The 19,926-nt window shown below is 62.2% G+C and carries 16 protein-coding genes and 1 pseudogene; 3 read left to right on the top strand and 14 right to left on the bottom strand.

Annotated elements, in window-relative coordinates; genetic code table 11:
- Nucleotides 1–17 precede the first annotated feature (17 nt).
- Together LG047_RS09035 and LG047_RS09030 are read right to left on the bottom strand one after the other, a co-directional pair.
- Nucleotides 18–770, bottom strand: coding sequence for an SGNH/GDSL hydrolase family protein (locus LG047_RS09035; protein ID WP_227966378.1), 753 nt, complete (start codon nucleotides 768–770; stop codon nucleotides 18–20).
- A complete protein-coding gene (locus LG047_RS09030; RefSeq protein WP_036284062.1) occupies nucleotides 767–1,033 on the bottom strand; it encodes a hypothetical protein in 267 nt (88 codons plus the stop codon). Before LG047_RS09030 ends, LG047_RS09035 begins: the two co-directional genes overlap by 4 nt.
- Before the next feature lie 195 nt (nucleotides 1,034–1,228).
- Between LG047_RS09030 and LG047_RS09025 the strand changes: the two genes are divergently transcribed.
- Both LG047_RS09025 and LG047_RS09020 read left to right on the top strand, forming a co-directional pair.
- A complete protein-coding gene (locus LG047_RS09025; RefSeq protein WP_227966377.1) occupies nucleotides 1,229–2,410 on the top strand; it encodes a class I SAM-dependent methyltransferase in 1,182 nt (393 codons plus the stop codon).
- The gene (locus LG047_RS09020; RefSeq protein ID WP_227966376.1) at nucleotides 2,407–3,399 is read left to right on the top strand and encodes a hypothetical protein; all 993 of its coding nucleotides are present in this window, start codon (nucleotides 2,407–2,409) and stop codon (nucleotides 3,397–3,399) included. Before LG047_RS09025 ends, LG047_RS09020 begins: the two co-directional genes overlap by 4 nt.
- Here the strand turns inward: LG047_RS09020 and LG047_RS09015 are convergent.
- The 3 genes from LG047_RS09015 to LG047_RS09005 all read right to left on the bottom strand — a co-directional run bounded on the left by LG047_RS09015 (nucleotide 3,375) and on the right by LG047_RS09005 (nucleotide 8,115).
- Nucleotides 3,375–3,683, bottom strand: coding sequence for a DUF2513 domain-containing protein (locus LG047_RS09015; RefSeq protein ID WP_227966375.1), 309 nt, complete (start codon nucleotides 3,681–3,683; stop codon nucleotides 3,375–3,377). The genes LG047_RS09020 and LG047_RS09015 overlap by 25 nt on opposite strands.
- Nucleotides 3,684–3,779: 96 nt before the next feature.
- Complete coding sequence (locus LG047_RS09010) at nucleotides 3,780–6,923, bottom strand: efflux RND transporter permease subunit (protein WP_227966374.1); 3,144 nt, start codon at nucleotides 6,921–6,923, stop codon at nucleotides 3,780–3,782.
- A 16-nt stretch (nucleotides 6,924–6,939) separates the two neighbouring features.
- On the bottom strand, nucleotides 6,940–8,115 hold the full coding sequence (locus LG047_RS09005; RefSeq protein ID WP_036288271.1) for an efflux RND transporter periplasmic adaptor subunit: 1,176 nt from the start codon (nucleotides 8,113–8,115) through the stop codon (nucleotides 6,940–6,942).
- A gap of 605 nt (nucleotides 8,116–8,720) precedes the next feature.
- Between LG047_RS09005 and LG047_RS09000 the strand changes: the two genes are divergently transcribed.
- Complete coding sequence (locus LG047_RS09000) at nucleotides 8,721–9,584, top strand: hypothetical protein (RefSeq protein ID WP_227966373.1); 864 nt, start codon at nucleotides 8,721–8,723, stop codon at nucleotides 9,582–9,584.
- Nucleotides 9,585–9,800: 216 nt separating this feature from the next.
- Here the strand turns inward: LG047_RS09000 and LG047_RS08995 are convergent, their stop codons facing one another.
- The 9 genes and pseudogenes from LG047_RS08995 to LG047_RS08955 form a co-directional block, all read right to left on the bottom strand.
- Nucleotides 9,801–10,484, bottom strand: a complete 684-nt coding sequence (locus tag LG047_RS08995; RefSeq protein WP_227966372.1) for a response regulator — start codon at nucleotides 10,482–10,484, stop codon at nucleotides 9,801–9,803.
- The gene (locus LG047_RS08990) at nucleotides 10,481–13,165 is read right to left on the bottom strand and encodes a sensor histidine kinase KdpD (protein ID WP_227966371.1); all 2,685 of its coding nucleotides are present in this window, start codon (nucleotides 13,163–13,165) and stop codon (nucleotides 10,481–10,483) included. Before LG047_RS08990 ends, LG047_RS08995 begins: the two co-directional genes overlap by 4 nt.
- 19 nt (nucleotides 13,166–13,184) lie before the next feature.
- On the bottom strand, nucleotides 13,185–13,784 hold the full coding sequence (gene kdpC, locus LG047_RS08985) for a potassium-transporting ATPase subunit KdpC (protein WP_227966370.1): 600 nt from the start codon (nucleotides 13,782–13,784) through the stop codon (nucleotides 13,185–13,187).
- Nucleotides 13,785–13,794: 10 nt separating this feature from the next.
- Nucleotides 13,795–15,843: a potassium-transporting ATPase subunit KdpB gene (kdpB, locus tag LG047_RS08980; protein ID WP_227966369.1), complete on the bottom strand. Its 2,049-nt coding sequence runs from the start codon at nucleotides 15,841–15,843 to the stop codon at nucleotides 13,795–13,797.
- A 25-nt stretch (nucleotides 15,844–15,868) separates the two neighbouring features.
- Nucleotides 15,869–17,578 (bottom strand): potassium-transporting ATPase subunit KdpA, encoded by a 1,710-nt coding sequence (gene kdpA / locus LG047_RS08975; protein WP_227968462.1) that lies wholly within the window; start codon nucleotides 17,576–17,578, stop codon nucleotides 15,869–15,871.
- 47 nt (nucleotides 17,579–17,625) lie between these two features.
- A complete protein-coding gene (gene kdpF, locus LG047_RS08970) occupies nucleotides 17,626–17,751 on the bottom strand; it encodes a K(+)-transporting ATPase subunit F (RefSeq protein WP_227966368.1) in 126 nt (41 codons plus the stop codon).
- A gap of 335 nt (nucleotides 17,752–18,086) precedes the next feature.
- On the bottom strand, nucleotides 18,087–18,341 hold the full coding sequence (locus LG047_RS08965; protein WP_227966367.1) for a DUF3768 domain-containing protein: 255 nt from the start codon (nucleotides 18,339–18,341) through the stop codon (nucleotides 18,087–18,089).
- Between the two features lie 378 nt (nucleotides 18,342–18,719).
- Nucleotides 18,720–18,866, bottom strand: a complete 147-nt coding sequence (locus LG047_RS08960; protein ID WP_227966366.1) for a transposase domain-containing protein — start codon at nucleotides 18,864–18,866, stop codon at nucleotides 18,720–18,722.
- 5 nt (nucleotides 18,867–18,871) lie between these two features.
- Nucleotides 18,872–19,192 (bottom strand): annotated as a pseudogene (locus LG047_RS08955) (IS110 family transposase); the annotation flags it as partial.
- Nucleotides 19,193–19,926: the final 734 nt, after the last annotated feature.

Here is a 19,926-nt window from a genome sequence, read left to right as displayed (position 1 = left end):
TCTCATTCGCCGTATGTTCACTGAGCGCCGAGGACTCGGATCGCCCGTTCGACCATGGCTTTCCCGAACAAAACATTTGCGTGTGTCGCGTCTCCGCCCCATGCCTCCTGCGCCAGCAGGCCGGACGGCGTGATGAATTCATCCGGAGCGGGCACGAAGATGATTTTGCGCCGCGCGCAAATCTCTCGGTAGAGCCAGCTTTGCACGCGCCACATCTTGTATCTGAAGAGTTCCGTGGACAGCTTGTCAGGATCGAACGACTTGCGGAAAAACTCTTTAGGGTAAGCCAGAATCTGCGAATCCGGCAGCGGCGGCGGCGGCTCTAGGCAGACGAGCGGCGCGTTGGTCGCCTCCCTTATGGCGGAAATGGCCGACAGCGTCGGCTCCATTTTGTCGCGCATCGTTTCGCGGACCGCGGCCTCCGTCAGAACGGTGGCGCCGGGCTCCAGCGCAAGATCGGGATTTTCCCCAAGGATGAAGTCGATCCGTTCGCTCGATTGAACCACCGAAACCGCGATATGTTCATTGCCGCCGATCGACAGAAAGATGACCGAAGGACGCTCCTCCTCGATGGTCCCGGCGAGCTTGGCGTTCAGCCGCGGCTGGCCGTTTTCCACGATAACCGTCGGCATGATCTCGGGATCGTAAAGGTAAAGAAAGCGCGAGGTGAAAGGCGCGCCGCCGATCCTGACGCGCTTGTTCTGCAATTCGTAGCAGCCCTTCGCGATAGCGACGACATGGCTGTGTCCCAGGCCCAGCACTTTCTTCATCGAGCGCGCGGCTCTCGTGCATCCGCGCCAGTCGCGACCGCGCGCGCTTCTATGCCGATCGGCTCCCCTTTGGCGATGGGGCCGGAGATCTGCCGCGCGACTGCCGCCACCTCATAGGGGCGCGAGCCGACCAGCACAGTGCGCCCGATGATCTCGGCCGCGTCCGCGGACATTGGATAAGGGGCGATGATCGCAATCATGTCGCGTCCCTTGTAGCCGTAATGGTAAAAAGCTTCGACCTTTATCGGTTCTTCGTCCAGCATGCGTCCTTTTCCACGACAGGTCGAATGTGGCGCAGCCGCCATTCTCTCGACCGCGAGAATATTCCTGCGGGCGCGAAAGGCCAAGCGTCATCACCGCCCCGCTTCCGGTGTTCGAGCGGCGCCTGAGCGGGCGTTTCGTCGCACAGGCAAGATGTGTTATCAGACCGCACCCTTGCGAACCATGGGTCGCCTTTCATGAACAATCCCTTCCGGGCGACGCCTTTGCAGGAGTCGCCGACCGACGACACCTTCGACGAAGCCTGCTACCTTGCCGCCAATCCGGACGTGGCCGAGGCGGTGAAGCTCGGGAGAGTCCGGTCCGGCTGGGCGCATTTCAAGAAATTCGGGCGCGTCGAGGGCCGGCGGCAGAAAGTCTCCGACGAAGAGAGAGCGACCGCCGAAAATTTCGACGAGAGACGCTATCTCGCCGCCAATCCCGACGCGCGCCGGGCGCTGGAGGAGGGGAAATTCGCCTCCGGCCGCGCGCATTTCGAAAATCTGGGGAGGCTGCAGGGCCGGCGCCAGAAACGCGAAAGCGATCTGCCCGCGATTCGCGAAAAAAAACTCGCCACGTTGCGGCCGCTGCTCGTCGATCCGCAAACGCCGCTCGACCCGTGCGGAAAATTCTGCTTCCTGGACGATGCGACCCGCTTACGCGAAGACCTGACCGACTGCATTCCGGTCAGCGAAAACGGCTATGACGACGAAACCATCGAGTTGATCAGGCGCCATAAGGATGGCCTGATTCTCGACGTCGGCGCCGGCTACCGGCCCGTCTATTACAGCAATGTCGTCAATTTCGAGGTCATGGACTACCCGACGACCGACGTGATCGGCGTCGCCGATCGACTGCCCTTCAAGGATTCTTCCTTTGACGGCGTCATTTCGATTGCGGTCCTTGAACACGTCAAGGACCCGTTCAAATGCGCGCGGGAAATCGCACGCGTTCTGAAGCCGGGGGCCTGGCTGAAATGCTGCGTGCCATTTTTGCAGCCTCTCCATGGCTACCCGCACCATTATTTCAACATGACCCATGAGGGATTGCGCACGCTGTTCGAATCTCTCCTGACGATCGAGCGTCAGGAGGTGACGCCGGCCACACATCCGATCTGGGCCGTCGCCTGGCAGCTGCGGTCATGGTCGGAAGGTCTTTCGCCTGCCCTGCGCAAGGAATTCATGCGTCTTCGCGTGTCGGACCTCGTCGCCTTTCCGGGGCCCCTGCTCGAGAAACCCTGGGCGCGCGATTTGCCGATGGAAAAACAGTTCGAACTCGCTGCGGCGACGATTCTTCACGCCCGCAAGCCCATGACGGGCGCCGCGGCCGCGACGTCGGACGATCCGCCGGCGGCGGCGCTGGAGCCGCGCGCTCCGCAATGACCGACGCAAGTCTCCTCGTCCATCGCGGCCGGGAAGGGTGGCTGTTCCTCACCGGCGGCACGAATTTCGTCACCACGCTCTACCAGCGGGACGGCGGGCATCTGCCGGACGAGGCGCTGTTGCCGTGGCGCGACGTCATCGTCGAGCGCGAACGCCGCTGCCATGAACTCGGCGCGCGATTTGCCCATGTCGTCGCGCCCGAGAAGCTGACGATCTATGGACACAAGCAGGCGGAGCCGCTGGTCGATCCGGAGCTTGCGCCCGTCATTCGCCTCGCGCAGCTATTCGAAGGCGACGCGGGCGCATTTGGATGGGTCGATCTCGTTACGCCCATGCGGGAATATCGCGACAAGGTCGATCTTTACTGGCGAACCGACACGCATTGGACGCCGATCGGCTGTCTGCTCGCTTATGAAACGCTGTGCGAAGCGATTGGCCTGCAGCGCAATGACGAACTGGTCATGCGGCCCTTTCGCGACTTCAAGAAATTGATGGACCTCGGCTCGAAGCTCGCGCCGCAGAGGTGGGAGGCCATTCGCGAGGTCACATGGCTCAAGGACGCAAGCCGCGTCCGTGAAAACGCAGTGGTGCGCCTGCTCGAAACGCCCGAATTTGGCGGCGAGATACATGTCGGCTGTCACGCGACATTTCGAAATCCCCAGGCCGCGAACCGCTGCAAGGTCGTGCTTTTCGGCGATTCATTCTCGAGCGCAGGACCCTATCTGCTGACCGCGCTTCTTGCCGAAACCGTCGCCGAACTCGAATTCGTCTGGTCGGCCAATGTCGACTGGGGCTTCGTCAGGCGCGCGCGGCCCGACATCGTCGTCACGCAGCTCGCCGAGCGTTACATGGCGCTCCCGCCCAATGATCGCTTCAATCTGCGATGGACCGAAATTCGACAGGCCATGCGCGGCCGGCGCAAGCGCTTCGACGCCTGGAGGCGCGCGAAAATGGACGCTTGGCGTCAGGGCTCCAGGAAGACGTTGTAGGCGTCCTTCACCTTCGACCACTCGTCCGTGTCCCGGATCGCGTCGAGAAGCTGGACGCCCCGACGCGTCAGTTTGCGGAAGAGCCAGGCGTCCTTGTAGGCGCCGGGTCCGTCGATGAACTCGAGACCCAGAAGCAGATCGAGCGCTTCCCCGACCTCATCGGCGGATTTGTCCAGCGTACGTGCGAAATCGTCGAGCGGCACGAAGATCGGCTCGGGCGGCGAGCGCTGCTCTTTCTCAAGTTCAAGAAGGAGCCGCCTCAAAACATCCACATCGCGGCTCATGAAAGTCTTTTGGCGCTGCAGTTGAGGGAGCCGGCATCAGAAAACGAAACATCGCCACGCGCAAGCTTTTTCAGGCGGCGCTGAAGCGCGTGCGGTCTATTTCCGCCACGGCTCAAGCTTGATCGCGCGAACGAGCGCGTAAAAGATCGGCGTGAAGATCAGGCCGAAGAAGGTGACGCCGATCATGCCGCTGAACACGGCGACGCCGAGCGACTGGCGCATTTCCGCGCCAGCGCCATGCGAGACGACGAGCGGCAGAACGCCGAGAACGAAGGCGAGGGACGTCATCAGGATCGGCCGCAGGCGCGTGCGCGCGGCCTCGATCGAGGCCGTGAATCTGTCCTTGCCTTCCTCCTCTCCCTGCCTCGCGAATTCGACGATGAGAATGGCGTTTTTCGCCGCGAGGCCAATGAGCACGACGAGGCCGATCTCGACGAGAATGTTGCGGTCGAGTCCACGCATCGTCACGCCGGTCATCGCCGCCAGAACGCACATCGGCACGATGAGGATGACCGCAAGCGGAAGCGTCACGCTTTCATAGAGCGCGGCGAGAAGCAGAAAGACGAAAACGACTGCGAGGCCGAAAGCGAGGCCCGCCGTGTTGCCGGCGAGCTTCTCCTGCAACGCGATCTCGGTCCATTCGAAGCCGTAACCTTGCGGCAATTTTTCAGCCGCGATCTTCTCCACCATGGCGATGCCCTGGCCGGAAGAAACGCCATGCTGAAGATCGAGCTGCAGCTCGGCCGCCGGATAGAGATTGTAACGCGGCACGCGGAATGGCCCCGTGGCGTCGCGGAAGGTCGCGATCGCGCCGAGCGGCGTCATATCGCCTGAGGCGCTTCGCGTCTTGAGATTGGCGATGTCGTTCAGCGTCAGTCGATAGGGGCTGTCAGCCTGCGCCATCACGCGATAGGTGCGCCCAAGGATATTGAAGTCATTGACGAAGATCGAGCCGAGATAGATCGACATGGTCTCGAAGACGCGCGAGATCGGCACGCCGATCATTTCCGCCTTGGTGCGGTCGATGTCGGCGAAAATCTGCGGCGTATGCGTGTTGAACAGCGTGAACGCCTGTGTGACGCCGGGCGTATGCATCAGCGGTCCGGCGAGCGCCCAGGTCGCGCCTTCCAGCTCCGCGAGACTGTGCCCGCCGCGGTCCTGCACATAGCCCTTGAGTCCGCCGCCCGTGCCGATCCCCGGCACGGCAGGCGGGGCCAGCACGAAGACGAAGGCGTCCTTGATCGGCGCAAGCGCCGTGCGCACATCCGCCTCGATCGCCTCCGAGGTCAGGCCGGCCTTGCGCCGATCCTCGAAGGAGTCGAGCCGCACGAAAATCACGCCGGCGTTGGGCGCATTGGTGAAGGTCGCGCCGTCGAAGCCCGCGAAGACGACGCTGTCGGCGACGCCCCGCCGCTTCAGGATGATTTCCGTCGCCTCGCGGATCACGGCGTCCGTGCGCTCCAGCGACGCGCCGGGCGGCAGCTGAAAGGCCGCGATGAGATAGCCGCGATCGAGCGACGGCACGAGGCCCGTCGGCGTGATTCGCAGAAGCTCGATCGCGACGCCAATCAACGCGCCATAGATCACGAGCGAGGCCAGGCCGACGCGAACCATCCGCGCCGTGAACTCGCCGTAGCGGCTGGAGAGATTCTCGAAGAGGCGGTTGAAACGCTCGAAAAACACGTCGATCGGGCGCATCACGACCGCGAGGCGACCGGTAGCCTCTTTTTCCTCGCTGCGCGGCTTCAGCAGGACCGCGGCCATCGCCGGAGAAAGCGTCAGCGACACGAAGGCGGAAATCAGCGTCGCGGTGGCGATGGTGATGGCGAACTGCTTGTAGAACGCGCCCTGCAGCCCGGTGATGTAGGCGACGGGGATGAACACAGCGCAGAGCACCAGCGCGATGGCGATCAGCGCGCCGCCGACTTCGTCCATCGTCTTGTGCGCGGCTTCCTTCGGCGTCATGCCGTGGTCCAGATAGCGCTCGACATTTTCGACGACAACGATCGCGTCGTCCACCACGATGCCGATCGCGAGCACCAGTCCGAAGAGCGAGAGCGTGTTGAAGGTCAGGCCGACGAGTTTCATTATCGCGAAACTGCCGATCAGCGAGACGGGAATGGCGATGACCGGGATGACCGCCGCGCGCCATGTCTGAAGGAACAGGATGACGACGAAGACCACGAGGATGATCGCTTCCCCCAGCGTGCGCACCACCTCGTCGACCGACTGCTGGATGAATTCCGTCGGATTGTAGACCACCGAATAATCGAGCCCGGCCGGGAACTGCTTCCTGGCCTCGATCATCGCCGCCTTGACCGCCTCGGCGGTCGCCAGCGCGTTGGAGCCGGGCTTCTGAAAGATCGCCATGGCGGTCGCGGGATCGCGGTTCAGATAGGCGTTGACCGTATAGTCCTGCGCGCCGATCTCGACGCGCGCGACGTCGCGCAGCCGCACCTGGCCGTCTGCGTCGGCGCGCAGCACGATGTCGGAAAACTCCGCCGCATCCGTCAGGCGCCCGAGCGTGCGCACCGAAAGCTGGAAGGCTCCAGCCGACCCCGCCGGCGGCTGGTTGATGGCGCCCGCCGCAACCTGCAGATTGGCCGCGCGCAAAGCGGCGATCACTTCTCCCGCCGTCATCCCGCGCGCCGCGATCTTTTCGGGATCGAGCCAGACGCGCATCGAGTAATCGCGCGCGCCGAAGACGCGAACGTCGCCGACGCCTTCGAGGCGCGCGAGAATGTCGCGCACATAGAGCGTGGCGTAATTGGAAATATACTGCTGGCTGCGCGAACCGTCGGGCGAAACGAGATGCACGACCATCATCAGGTCGGGCGACGCCTTCTTCACCACCACGCCGAACCGCTGCACCTCTTCCGGCAGGCGCGGCGTCGCAATGGCCACGCGGTTCTGCACGAGCACCTGCGCAAGGTCGATGTTGACGCCAGTTTTGAACACGACGTTTATCGACAGCAGGCCGTCGCCCGTCGATTGCGAGGCGATATAGAGCATGTCGTCGACGCCATTCACCTCCTGCTCGATGGGCGAGGCGACGGTCTGCGCAATCACCTCCGCCGAGGCGCCGGGATAGGTGGCGGTGATGTTGACCGTCGGAGGCGCGATTTCCGGATATTCCGAAACCGGCAACGAACGTTGCGCGATTGCGCCGGCGATGGTGAGCAGCACCGAGAGCACGGCGGCGAAGATCGGTCTTTCGATGAAGAAATGCGGAAAGCGCATGTCGCGTCTTTCGTCTTTATCTGGTCTTCGACGCGATGACGCCCTGCGTGGGCGCGACCAAGGCGCCGGGCCTCACCATCGGATTGGCGACGCCGCCGATGATCACGTTATCGTTTGCGTCGAGTCCCGAAAGCACGACGCGCAAGCCCTTGTGCAGCTGCCCGAGCGTCACGGGCTTCGCAGCGACTTTCAGATCCGGCGTGACGACGAAGACGATCTTGCTGACCTGATCGGAGGCGATCGCGGCGTCTGGCACGAGCAGCGCCGCAACCTCGCCGCCACTGACGCGAACGCGTCCGAAGGCGCCGGGGGTAAGGAGCAAATCCTTGTTGTCGAGCACGGCGCGGACGCGGATGGTGCCGGAGCGCGGATTGAGCTGATTGTCCATGAAGTCGACGGCGCCCGCGCGTTTCCATTCGGTCTCGTCAGCGAGGCGCACGAAGGCGAGCGTCGGCGCGCCCGGCTTCTCCCGCTGGCGTTCCGCATTCGCGCGCGCGTGGCGAAGATAGTCGGCCTCCGACATGTCGAAAACGAAATGGATGGGATCGAGCTTCACGATCGTGGTGAGCAGGCTCGTTCCCGCCTGAACCAGATTGCCGATGTCGATGCGCCGGTCCGAGATGCGGCCGGAAATCGGCGCGCGCAGCTGGGTCCATTCGAGGTTGAGCTCGGCGTTGCGCAGCGCGGCTTCCGCGCCGAGCAGTTGCGCTCTGGCGGAGTCCGAGCCGCCGCGGCGCTGCTCGACGTCGCGCCGGGTGATGGCGCCGCCGGGAACAAGAGATTCGCCGCGCGCGAGATCCTTGGACAGCATCGCCGATTGCGCCTGGGAGCGGGCGACCTCGGCGCGCGCGCTGTCGACGGCGATCTGATAAGGCCTCGGATCGATGGTGAAGAGGAGATCGCCGGCCTTCACGAGCTGACCGTCGGTGAAATTGATCTTGTCGATGGCGCCTGAGACGCGCGGCCGCACCTCGACCCGCTGCGACGCCTCGAAACGCCCCGTGTATTCGTCCCAGCGCGGAACCGTCTCGGATACAGGATGCGCGGTTGTGACCGCGGGCGGGGGCGGCGGCGGCGCAGCGCCGTTCTGCGCGCCGCCCGAGAGGGCGTAGGCGGCGGCCGCGGCGGCGCCGCACAAGCCGGTAAGAAGCCAGGCGACGCGCGGAGACGCTCTCAGGCGCGCAAGTGTCATCGGCGTCCTCATCGTAGAATGGACGCGCCAGCGAGGGGCGAGTGAATCATTTGCCGGAACGTAGGACAGTCGGCGACCGACGTCTACGTCGCGGCGGCTGTGGCGGCCCAAGGCGCCGCGTCTGTCGCCCAACGCGTCTGTCGCCCAAAATGATCGCGCGAGCGGGCCGTCGCAAATCCATTCGGTTCGCGACACGCAGTCTGTCTTCTCCAATATGCTCCTGAAGCGCATTCGCAGAAACGGGTTCCTGCATTTGCGAAAAATGTGGCGGAGACGAGACGCGCCGTCGGCAGGCGACATGACATTTCCATTTTCATCATATTTGCCATGCAGGCTCTTATGGTCACGCTTCACGGCGCCCGCGCGGCTCATGCGCGGGCGTATCGACAAAAAATCGGGCGGAGCACGTGAAAAGAATCGTCGTCGATGTTTCGGGACATGGTCTCGGACATTTGTCACAAACAGCCACGGTCCTCGCGCGATTGCGTGCGAGATATCGGGATGCGCAGATCATTTTGCGAACGGCGTATTCCCCGCAAGTCGTTGCGGATTTTATCGGCGAACCGATCGAATGCGCCCCACTGCCGGCGGAGCCTTCGCTTCTGATGAAGGGACCGCTCGCGATCGACCGCGAGGCAAGCGCGGCGGCCTATCGGGATTTCCACGCGGATTGGGAGAGACATGTGGCGTCCCGCGCTGACGCGCTTGCGTCGCTGCGGCCCGATCTCCTCGTCTCGAACATACCCTATGCGAGCCTCGCCGCCGCTGCGCGCCTGTCGATTCCTGCGGTCGGCCTGTGCTGTCTCAACTGGCTCGACATGCGCGCCGCCTATTGCGCCAGCGGCGACAGGATCGCGGAACAGATCGAGGCGGCCTATCAGTCCGCCGCCGTGTTTCTTCAGCCTGCGCCGCATATGCCGATGACATATCTCGGCAACCGGCGTTCGATCGGTCCGATCGGGCGAATAGGCGCGCGACGCGGCGATGAGATGCGCGCGCGCCTCGGGCTCGGCGCTGGACAACGCCTGGTCCTCGTCACTTTCGGCGGCGTGCCGGGCGCGCAAGCGCTGCCTCTGCCTGAGGATCCAGATATTTTCTGGATCGTGCAACTCCGCGGGGAGGCGACGGTTGCCAACGCGGCTTGCGCAGCCGACCTGCCCATCCCCTTCATCGACATTCTGGCCTCGGTCGACGCGGTGATCGCCAAGGATGGTTACAGCACGCTCGTCGAGGCGGCCTGCAACGGGACGCGAATGCTCATGTTGACGCGTCCCGACTGGCCGGAGACGCCCTTTCTGGTCGAATGGGCCGAGCGCAATTCCCGCTTCAGCTCGCTCCCTTACGCGAGCGCCGATAAGGCGCTGGGAGCGGCATTGAGAGGATTATTGGTTCAGGAACCCGCGCCTCCGCTGGAGCCAACGGGAATCGACGAGGCCGTCGAGGCAATCGCTATGATTGCTCATCTGTGAAACCAGCAGGCTCGTTTTGCGCCTCGATCTTTGATTGATTAAAATGCGGGCGGGCCGGATAGGACGGGAATTTTTTTCATGGGCATAGAACTCCGCTTGGCGGAGGGGGCATTGCAACTCCACATTTCAAGGTCCGGTCCTGATGGATAACCAATTGCAAGCTCACAACTACGTGCAGATAAAGCGCACCTTGCGTGAAAAGCGCTCTTCCCGGGTTTAGTCGGCTTCAACAAAGCGATAGCCAAACCCCGGGTCTGTCAGGAGCAATTTCGGTTCCGAAGGATCGTCTTCAATTTTGGCTCGTAACTGCCCAACAAAAACTCGAAGGTACTGGCTGTCACCTTCATGAGCCGGGCCCCATACCGCTTTCAGAATTTCGCGATGCGACAGCGGCTTTCCGGCATGGCGCGCGAGGCATATCAGAAGATCAAGTTCCTTTGGCGTGAGCTTCAGAAGAATTCCATGCTTCTCAACCTTGCGTTTAACAACATCGATCGTTAAGCCATCCACCTTGATGCATTGGGGTTCGGACACGTCGCTCGCGTGGCGTAGCGCGGCACGCATTCTCGCGAGAAGCTCGCCCATTGAAAAAGGCTTCTCGACATAATCATCCGCGCCCATGTCGAGCGCCATTATTTTTTCAGCTTCTCTGTCACGGGCGGAGAGAACGATTACTGGCGTGCCCGTCAGGACGCGGATTCGCCGAAGCGCTTCTTTCCCGTCCATGTCAGGCAGCCCGAGATCGAGAATAATGAGATCTGGCGCAAACGATGCCAAGACGACCAAAGCCTCGGCGCCCGTGCCGGCGCCAGTTATTTCGTAGCCCGACGCTGTCAGTGCGGGACGAAGCACGCGCAGGATTTGCGGCTCGTCATCGACGACGAGCACTTTTGTGCTCATGCGGAAATTCCCTTCAGCTCTTCCGCTACCGGAAACCGCATCACGATTCGCGTTCCACGTCGCCGCACCGCCGGACTTTGGGCGACAATCGAGCCACCCATCGCACTAACAAGTCCCCGGCAGATCGACAATCCAAGCCCCGTGCCCGCCTTGCGGCCGTCGGACCGGCCACCGCGATAGAACTTCTCGAAAATCCGATCGAGATCGGAGACCTTTACGCCCGGCCCTTCGTCGGTGACGCTTATGACGAGGTTGTCGCCATCACGCCGCGCATGAACGATCGCGCCGGAATCGCCACCATATTTATGAGCGTTATCGAGCAGATTGAACATCACCTGCGCAAGCAGATTTGCGTCTCCGCGAATGGGGGGCAGGTCTGGGGCAATGCTGACCGCGGTTTTTTGGTCCGGGTAAATTTTTCTGATGCGTTCAGTCGCCGCGCGCACGACAGACGGGACGTTTACCAGTTCACGCATCGGCGCGAGCCCGCCGGCTTCGATGCGAGACATGTCTAGCAGATTGGCGATAAACCGCGCGAGCCGTCCGGCTTCTTCTTCGATCGACGCCAGCAGATCCCGCCGATCGTCGGGCGGAAGCTTCTCGCCGAGTTCGCGTAGACTGGTGACGGCGGCGGTTATCGAAGAAAGCGGCGTGCGCAGATCGTGGGAAAGGGACGAAAGAAGCGTCGTTCGCAGTTTCTCGTTCTCTTCCAACGCCGCCGCTTTGACAGATTCGCCGATCAGGTTCGAGCGGTCGATCGCAATGGCGGCCTGTTCCAAAAGTGAGGAAAGCGCGCTTTCCTCCTGCGTGGAAAACGGCGTCTCCGCATCCTTCGGCGCGACGCCACAGACAGCGACGCCGCCGCGCGGCGTCGCCAGCGGACGAAACTGAAATCGAATGTTAGGTAGCGTAGCTGTACGCCACCCCGCCGGCTCGTCCTTTTGAAACGCCCAACGCGCTGCAACGCTTTCGCCAGCGTCGAGTTGGTCAAGCGGCGGCCAGGCGGCGGAAATACCCAATTCCCCCTCGCGCGGCGTCAGGAAGACAACGCAAGCCAGATCCATGATCTTTTGGATTTGAATGGTCGCGGTCCACACGACGTCTTCGAGGGCCTTTGCGGCGACCAGCTTGCGTGAAAATTCGAACAAGGCCTGTGTGGTCTGCGCGCGAATACGTAGGGCGTCGGCATGATCGCGCATTTGGCTCGCCAGCAGCCCGGTAATGATCGCCGCTGCAAGAAAGACGAGAAGCGATACGAACTCTTCTGGTTTGGAAATGGCGAAGACGTAGCGCGGCTCCACGAAGAGGAAGTCATAAGCGAGGAAGGATAGAATGGCTGCCGAGATTGCGGACCACAAGCCGAAGCGCGCCGCACATAAGAGAACCGGCAGAATGAACATAGCCGAGAAATTTTGGAGTCGGAGCCCGCTATCGAGGAGCACGCCCATGCCAACCGTCAACGCGACCGCGCCGATCGCAGATAGCTGGCCCGCCCAGTCGACGAAACCGGCGAAGCGCCTGGGCGGCGGCGTAGACGCTTGCGGTTCCGGAGCGTCCAGAACGACATGAACGGCGACGTCCGTCGCGCGCCGAACGATCTCATCCGTCAGCGACCGACGGAGAAAGCGCGCCAGTGCGCCGGCGCGTGACCGACCAACAACGATCTGGGTCATGTTTTCACGCTGGGCGTAGCGGAGAATTTCACCTGCCAAATCTTCGCCTGTCAGGCGCTCGACGTCGCCTCCCAGCCTTTCCGCCAGATGCAAGGCGCCGTCTACCCGACGCACATTATCCGCGTCGGCCTCTTCTTGCCCCAGCCGTGCGACATGCACCGCGACCCAGGAGGCGTTCAACCCGTTTGCGAGACGCGCGCCCGCACGAACAATGGCTTCCGCCGCGCTGTCCGGGCCGATGCAGACCAGCAGCCGCTCGGAGGTCGCCCACGGCCCCTCGATCGCGGACTGACGCAGAAACTCCACCATCTGGTCGTCGACGCGTTCGGCGGTGCGCCGAAGCGCCAGTTCGCGAAGCGCGGTGATATTTCGCGCGGTGAAAAAGTTCTGCGTCGCGCGCCGCGCTGTCTCGGGGACATAGACTTTGCCTTCTCTCAACCGCTGAAGCAGTTCGTCGGGCGTGATATCGACGAGTATCACGTCGGCGGCGTCCTGAAGGACGCGGTCCGGCACCGTCTCTCGCACCGCGACGCCGGTGATGCGCGAGACGACATCGGCGAGACTTTCGAGGTGCTGGATATTCAGCGCCGTCCAGACATCGACGCCAGCGTCGAGCAATTCCTCGACGTCCTGCCAACGCTTGGGATGACGGCTCTCAGGGGCATTGGTATGCGCCAGCTCGTCGACGAGGATGAGCTTCGGCCTTCGTTTCAACGCCGCGTCGATATCGAATTCCTCGATGGTCCGACCGCGATAATCGATCCGTCGGCGCGACAGTACTTCCATTCCTTCCAGCAGCGCCTGCGTCTCTGGCCGGCCATGCGTCTCGGCAAGGCCGACAACGACGTCGATGCCTTCCGCCTTGGCGGCGCGAGCGCGCGCCAGCATGGCGTAGGTTTTGCCGACGCCTGGCGCGGCGCCGAGAAAGACCCGCAGCTTCCCCACTCCCTCCTTGCCGCTCAAGGCAAGAAGGGCGTCGGGATCGGGGCGTTTTTCAACCTGGGACAAGCTTTGCCTTTCGAGGGCGCTATTTTAACGCGTCCAACGCAATATTCAGCAGCAGCACATTGACGCGCGGCTCGCCGATGACGCCGGCAAGGCGTTGCTCGGTCTGCGCTGCGATCAATGCGCGCAAACGCGACTCGTCGATACCGCGCGCTTTCGCGACCGACCCGATCTGAGCCAGCGCATATTGTGGCGAGATATGCGGATCGAGGCCGGAAGCCGATGTTGTGGCGGCGTCCGCCGCGACGATGTCGATGCGTCCGGCGGCAAATTCGGCTTCGATTGCGGCGTTTACGCGATCCAGGAGCTTCTTGGACGTCGGGCCGAGGTTGGAGCCCGCGGAATTGGCGGCGTTATAGGGCGCGTCGACCATCCTGGTTGCGTCAGCCGGGTCGGGACCAACTGTCGCCGAGGGGCGTCCGTGGAAGTATCGATCGGACACAAAGTTCTGGCCGATCAGTTCCGAGCCGACGATCTTTCCGTCGCGTTCGATCAGAGTTCCATTGGCCTTTGCCGAAAAGGCAAGTTGCGCGACAGCGGAGATGGCGAGCGGATATGCGAGGCCCGTCAGCGCCGTGAAGAGTATGAGCAAAACCAGAGCCGGACGGAGTTGCGAAAGCATGATTGTCTCCTCACGCGAGATGCAGGAAGGACACAGTGAGGTCGATGAGCTTGATGCCCACGAAAGGCGCCACCAGACCGCCGAGGCCGTATATCAGGAGATTGCGCCGCAGCAGCGCGGCAGCGCCGACGGCGCGATACTCAACGCCCTTCAACGCCAGCGGAATCAACGCAATGATGATGAGCGCGTTGAAAATCACCGCCGAGAGGATCGCTGATTGCGGCGACGCCAGCTTCATGACGTTGCTCGCGCCGAGCTCCGGATGGGTCACGACGAACAGCGCCGGAATGATCGCGAAATACTTCGCGACGTCATTGGCGATGGAAAACGTCGTGAGCGACCCCCGCGTCATGAGCAATTGCTTGCCGATCTTCACAATCTCGATAAGCTTCGTTGGATCGCTGTCTAGATCGACCATATTGCCTGCTTCGCGCGCCGCCTGCGTGCCCGTCTGCATGGCGACGCCGACATCCGCCTGTGCGAGAGCGGGCGCGTCATTGGTGCCATCGCCACACATGGCGATGAGGCGGCCGCCTTGCTGCTCCTTGCGGATATAGGCGAGCTTATCCTCGGGTTTCGCTTGCGCGATGAAATCGTCGACGCCCGCTTCGCCGGCAATCGCCGCGGCCGTTACGGGATTGTCGCCAGTCACCATCACGGTCTTGATTCCCATGGCGCGCAGCGCGGCGAAGCGCGCCTTGATGTCAGGCTTGATAATGTCCTTGAGATGTACGACGCCAAGCAGCCGTCCATTTTCCGAGACGGCGAGCGGCGTGCCGCCAGCGCGCGATATGCGCTCGACCGCGCGTTCAAATTCAACCGAGACAGGCATCCCCTGGCCGCAGATGGCGTCGACCGCACCCTTGCGCAGCGACCGTCCGGGGAGGTCGACGCCGGAGACTCGCGTGTGCGCGGAGAAAGGCACGATCTGCGCCTCGGGATTCAATTGTGGCGCCGCCAGCCCATATTCCGATTTGGCGAGCGCAACGATGGACCGTCCCTCGGGCGTTTCGTCGGCAAGCGAAGCGAGCAATACAGCCTCCGCTAGGGCGGATGGAGAAGCGTCGTCCACTGCGACGAATTCATCCGCCATGCGATTGCCGAAGGTGATGGTTCCGGTCTTGTCGAGCAGCAGCGTGTCAACATCGCCCGCCGCTTCGACGGCGCGTCCCGACGTCGCGATGACGTTGAAGCGGATTAGCCTGTCCATGCCGGCAATGCCGATCGCCGAGAGCAACCCGCCGATCGTCGTCGGAATCAGACAGACAAGCAACGCGACGAGCACGGTGATTGAAAGAGTTGTTCCGGAGTAAAGCGCGAGCGGCCAGAGAGTCACGCAGACGATCAGGAACACGATCGTGAGCCCGGACAGCAGTATCGAAAGCGCCAGCTCATTCGGCGTCTTCTGCCGCTGCGCGCCTTCGACCAGCGCGATCATGCGGTCGATGAAGGTCGAGCCTGGCGCGGCTGTGATCCTCACTTTCAGCCAGTCGGACAACACCGTCGTACCGCCCGTGACGGCGGAGCGGTCGCCTCCTGCCTCGCGGATGACAGGCGCGGATTCGCCCGTTATTGCCGACTCGTTGACCGAGGCCACGCCCTCGATCACTTCGCCGTCACCGGGGATGAGATCACCCGCCTCGACAAGCACGACTTCGCCGATCCTGAGATCTAGCGCAGAAACGCCCTGATAGACATCTCTCATCCCTGCCGCGCCCTCCGGATCGATCAGGCGCTTCGCATGCGTGTCGCTGCGTGTCTTGCGCAGCGCGTCGGCCTGCGCCTTGCCGCGTCCCTCCGCGACCGCCTCCGCGAAATTGGCGAACAGCACGGTAAACCATAACCAGGCGGTGATCTGCCCGGAGAAGAAGGCGCCGCCATTTTTGGCGAGCAGATCGCGGAGGAAGAACAGGGTGACAAGGACGGAAACCGCTTCCGTGACGAAGATGACCGGATTGCGCGCAAGACGGCGCGGATCAAGCTTCAGCAACGCGTCGATCATGGCGCGCTTGATGATGCCGGCGTCGAAGAGACCGGGTTGAGCGACTTTGGCGGACATGGACTTTGCTCCTCGAAAGGTCCTGTCAGAAGGTTTTGCCGGCACGCATCAGGAAATGCTCGACGATTGGGCCGAGTGCGAGCGCCGGAAAATATTGCAGCAGATAGAGGATGACGATGACGCCGAGCAGCAGGCCGACAAAGAGCGGGCCATGTGTCGGAAACGTGCCGATCGAGCCCGACGCCTTTTTCTTCGCGGCGAACGACCCGGCCATGGCCAGCAGCGGCACGACGAAGGCAAACCGCCCTAGGAACATCGCAATGCCCAGTGTCGTATTGTACCAAAGCGTGTTGCCGGAAAGCCCGGCGAAGGCCGAGCCGTTGTTGTCGTTTGCCGAGGCGAAAGCGTAGAGCACCTCAGAAAGCCCATGCGGACCGGCATTGTTCATACTGCTGAGGCCCGTCTGGAGCATGACCGAGCCGGCCGTGAAGCCGAGTACGGTCAGCGGGTAGATCAGCACTGCCAGCATGGCGAGCTTCATGTCGCGGACTTCGATCTTCTTGCCGAGATATTCCGGCGTGCGCCCGACCATCAGGCCGGCCACGAAAACGGCGATGACCGCGAGCACAAGGAAGCCATAGAGGCCGGCGCCGACTCCGCCTGGCGCGATGCTGCCCATGAGCATATTGAACAGGGGCGCGAGGCTGCCGAAAGCCGTGAAGGAATCATGCATCGAGTCGACGGCGCCGGCGCTCGTTCCGGTCGTCGCCGCGGCGAAAAGCGCGCTCGTAGCGATGCCGAAGCGGACTTCCTTGCCTTCCATATTGCCGGGAGAAGGATCGACGCCAATTTCCGTCAGCAAAGGATTTCCAGCCGCTTCCGCCCAATAGGCGAAGAGTGCGCCGCTCGTGAGCACGATCCCCATGGCGATTGCGACCGCGCGCCCCTGCCTTGGATCGAGCACCTCGCGTCCAAAGGCAAAGACCGTCGCGAAGGGAATGAGGAGCAGCGCCAAAATCTCCAACATATTGGACAGCGCGTTTGGGTTCTCGAAGGGATGCGCGGAATTGGCGTTGAAGAAGCCGCCCCCGTTTGTGCCGAGCTCCTTGATCGCCTCCTGACTGGCGACAGGACCGATTGCGAGCGTCTGCTTTGCTCCTTCTATTGTCGTCGCGTCGATCGCACCTGCCAATGTCTGGGGAACGCCGAGAACGACGAGCGCCATCGCGAAGGTGATCGACAACGGCAGCAGCACGTAAAGCGTCGCTCGCGTCAGATCGATCCAGAAGTTGCCGACAGTCGAAGATTCGCTGCGCGAAAAACCGCGGACTAACGCGAAGGCCATAGCGAGACCGCTTGCGGCGGAAACAAAATTCTGCACGGTGAGCCCGAGCATCTGCGTAAGATGGCTCATCGTCGTCTCGCCGCCATAGTTCTGCCAGTTCGTGTTGGTGACGAAACTAATCGACGTATTGAAGGCGAGATCCGGCGGCACGGGGCCGAAGCCCTGCGGATTTAGCGGCAGAACGCCTTGCAGTCTTTGCAGGGTGTAGAGCGACGCGAATCCGACAAGACTGAAGGCGAGCATCGCCATGGCGTAGCCAAGCGCATTCTGCTCCCGGGCGGGATCGACGCCCGCCAGCCGGTAAAAGACACGTTCGACAGGCGCGAGCGCGGGCGTCAATACGACGCGTTCGCCGCCCATGACGCGAGCAATGTAGCCGCCGAGCGGAATTGCGGCAACGACGACGGCGATTAGAACGATGGCGATCTGCGCCAGTCCGATGACGGTCATCCCAAAGGGGGGCATGGCGAATACCCGGACGACGCCGGGCCTCCATATTAGAATTTTTCCGGGTGGAGCAGCGTGTAAACGAGATAGCCGCCGAGCAGCATGGCGACGATCAAGCCAATGACTGGCTCTGACATGGCGACGCCTCCGCTAGAGACGGCCGCAAAAGCGCGCATAGGCGCCTGCGAGTAAGAAGAGAATCAATGCAAGCCCCAGCATCAGGAAATCGCTCATGGCGCCCCTCCATCGTGATCGTACGTATAAATCGACGCGATCGATGTAAGGGCGCAATTAGGATTTTTGGATGGAGCTTAGCCATAGCGTTGGCTCTTACGAATGTCCGTAATCGATCAAATCAGCCCTTGCGGGGTCGAGCCTGCTAGACACATCTCTTTCTGGCGCATTCCGGCCAACCGCCGGCCAGGCAGGACCCTTTTGCCTGCCCGTCACCGCATCGCGGCTCCGCGCTGAACCAACGGGCGCCCCGGTTCGAAGCCGCCTGCCGCGCAGGTCAGCATTCGTCAGCAAACATGATGGTGAGGACTCGCACCGTTTGCGCGGGGTCGGGGGGATCCTCCAAGCCGCCCACCATGTTGAGCAAATTGTAATCGATTTTCCAGAAGAGCTTTCGGCCCTTGTGCTCGGACGCCCCGAAATCATGCTCGCGGTGTGGATCATTGTCGGGCGTGAAGGTCTCGAAGCTCGTCACCTTGCGAACGATCGCCCCTTGGTCGGCCAAAGGCAGACTGGCGTCGCCTGCGGTCATCAAGAATTTGCCGCCGCCGTTTCCCTGAAGCTCGAACCTGTCTTTTTGAGGCGGCGGATGCGGTTGGTTTTGCGTCGCCGACCGTCGCCACGAGCGCCGCGGCATTGATTGTTCCGATCCTCGGGATCGCGATCAAGCGTCGCGCTGCATTGTCGTCGCCCGCCAATTGAACGAACTCGGCGTCAAAGTTTGCGATCCTCTGATCGAGTGAACGCCATTCCGCCCGAATGACCTCGGTCAACAGTCGGATTCGCGGGCTCAAGGATCCGATTTCTTCGTCCCTGCCGAATATCTCGAGCGCCGCTTCCGCGATCGCCTCAGCGTCAAGATTATCGTTCTTTGAGGGCTTCACGTAGCGATGAATCGCAAGCGCTGCTTTCAGGCCACGTCTTTGAGAGCGACCGGCGGCGCATAGGCCCAGGGCATGAGCTCGTCGAGCTTGCTCATGAGATGGCCGTTGCCGATCTTCGTGAGGACGTCGGCCATGTAAGTGAACTGATGGGGTGGAGGGGGCATCCACCCCATCAGTTCAGTTCCCCAGCCCGCAAAAGCGTGCCCAAGGCGATGGCGTCGCGGCGGTTTGTCTTGACCCGATCGCCAGGCTTTCTGGGAATCAATGACGGCGCAACGACGAGGCAGGAATAGCCAAGGGCCGAGATGACCCGATGCAGACCGTAGCCGGTCGGCCCGGCTTCATAGCAAAAGTGAACGTGCTTGTGCTTTGTGGCGATCCGCTTCACGAGGCGGCGCATGCTCTCCCCGGATGAATCGACTTCTCCGAGATAGCGCGCCTCGCCCCCGCGCTCGCCCTCGGCAATAGCGACTGCGTTCCGAGTCTTGGCGACGTCGATGCCGACAAAAACTTCTGTATAATGGTCCGCGGCTCGCCCTCCTGCGTGAGGCTCGGCTCGGCCTACCTGAGCAACCCTCGGATGCGCAGATTAGGGTGAGCCACCACCTTCGCAGAAACGGACATACGGACTTACGAAGAAGCGTTGGCTCCGGACGGATCTGTTGCGACCGTTGCGCGCAGGCATGGGCGGAACGCCATCCTCGTCTTCAAATGGATTCGTCGCGCGCATTAGGGCTGGCTCAATGGGCGACGCGCGCCGGCGAAGGAGTCGGCGGCTATTGCGCCAAACGTCGGCGCGCCGGGGTTCTTTCCGCTGACCCCTATTCGGGCGCAGCCTTAATGTTCCAAAGCAAACACGGCGACTATGTGAAGATTTTGATCTGAGACGGCTCGGGCCTGTGTCTTTTCGCCAAGCGTCTGGAGCATACTCGACAGGCTCCATCAAATGCCGGGGCTAAACATCTAAATTGGAACGACTTTCATCTCGGCGACGCTCAGGAAGCGCTTGTTCGCCGCTTCGCCGGTCGCGCCGCAAGGAAAATGCGTGGGTCGATGTTCCGCAGCGCGCTTCTTTCGGGAAAAACTGGACGCCTTCAGGCAATCAAGGAATCCCCAGCGCAGATCGCCCATGAAGCTGACCCTCTCGCTGAAGCCCTCCGTCATGCCGACAGGGGCGGAAAGCGCATGTTCGAAGGGGCCCGTTTCGATGGTGTTTGACAGTAATATGCAGGC

Source organism: Methylocystis sp. WRRC1, assembly GCF_020733155.1.
Taxonomy (GTDB): domain Bacteria; phylum Pseudomonadota; class Alphaproteobacteria; order Rhizobiales; family Beijerinckiaceae; genus Methylocystis.
Note: the sequence above shows the minus strand (reverse complement) of the source record. Positions and strands in the feature narration are given on the sequence as shown.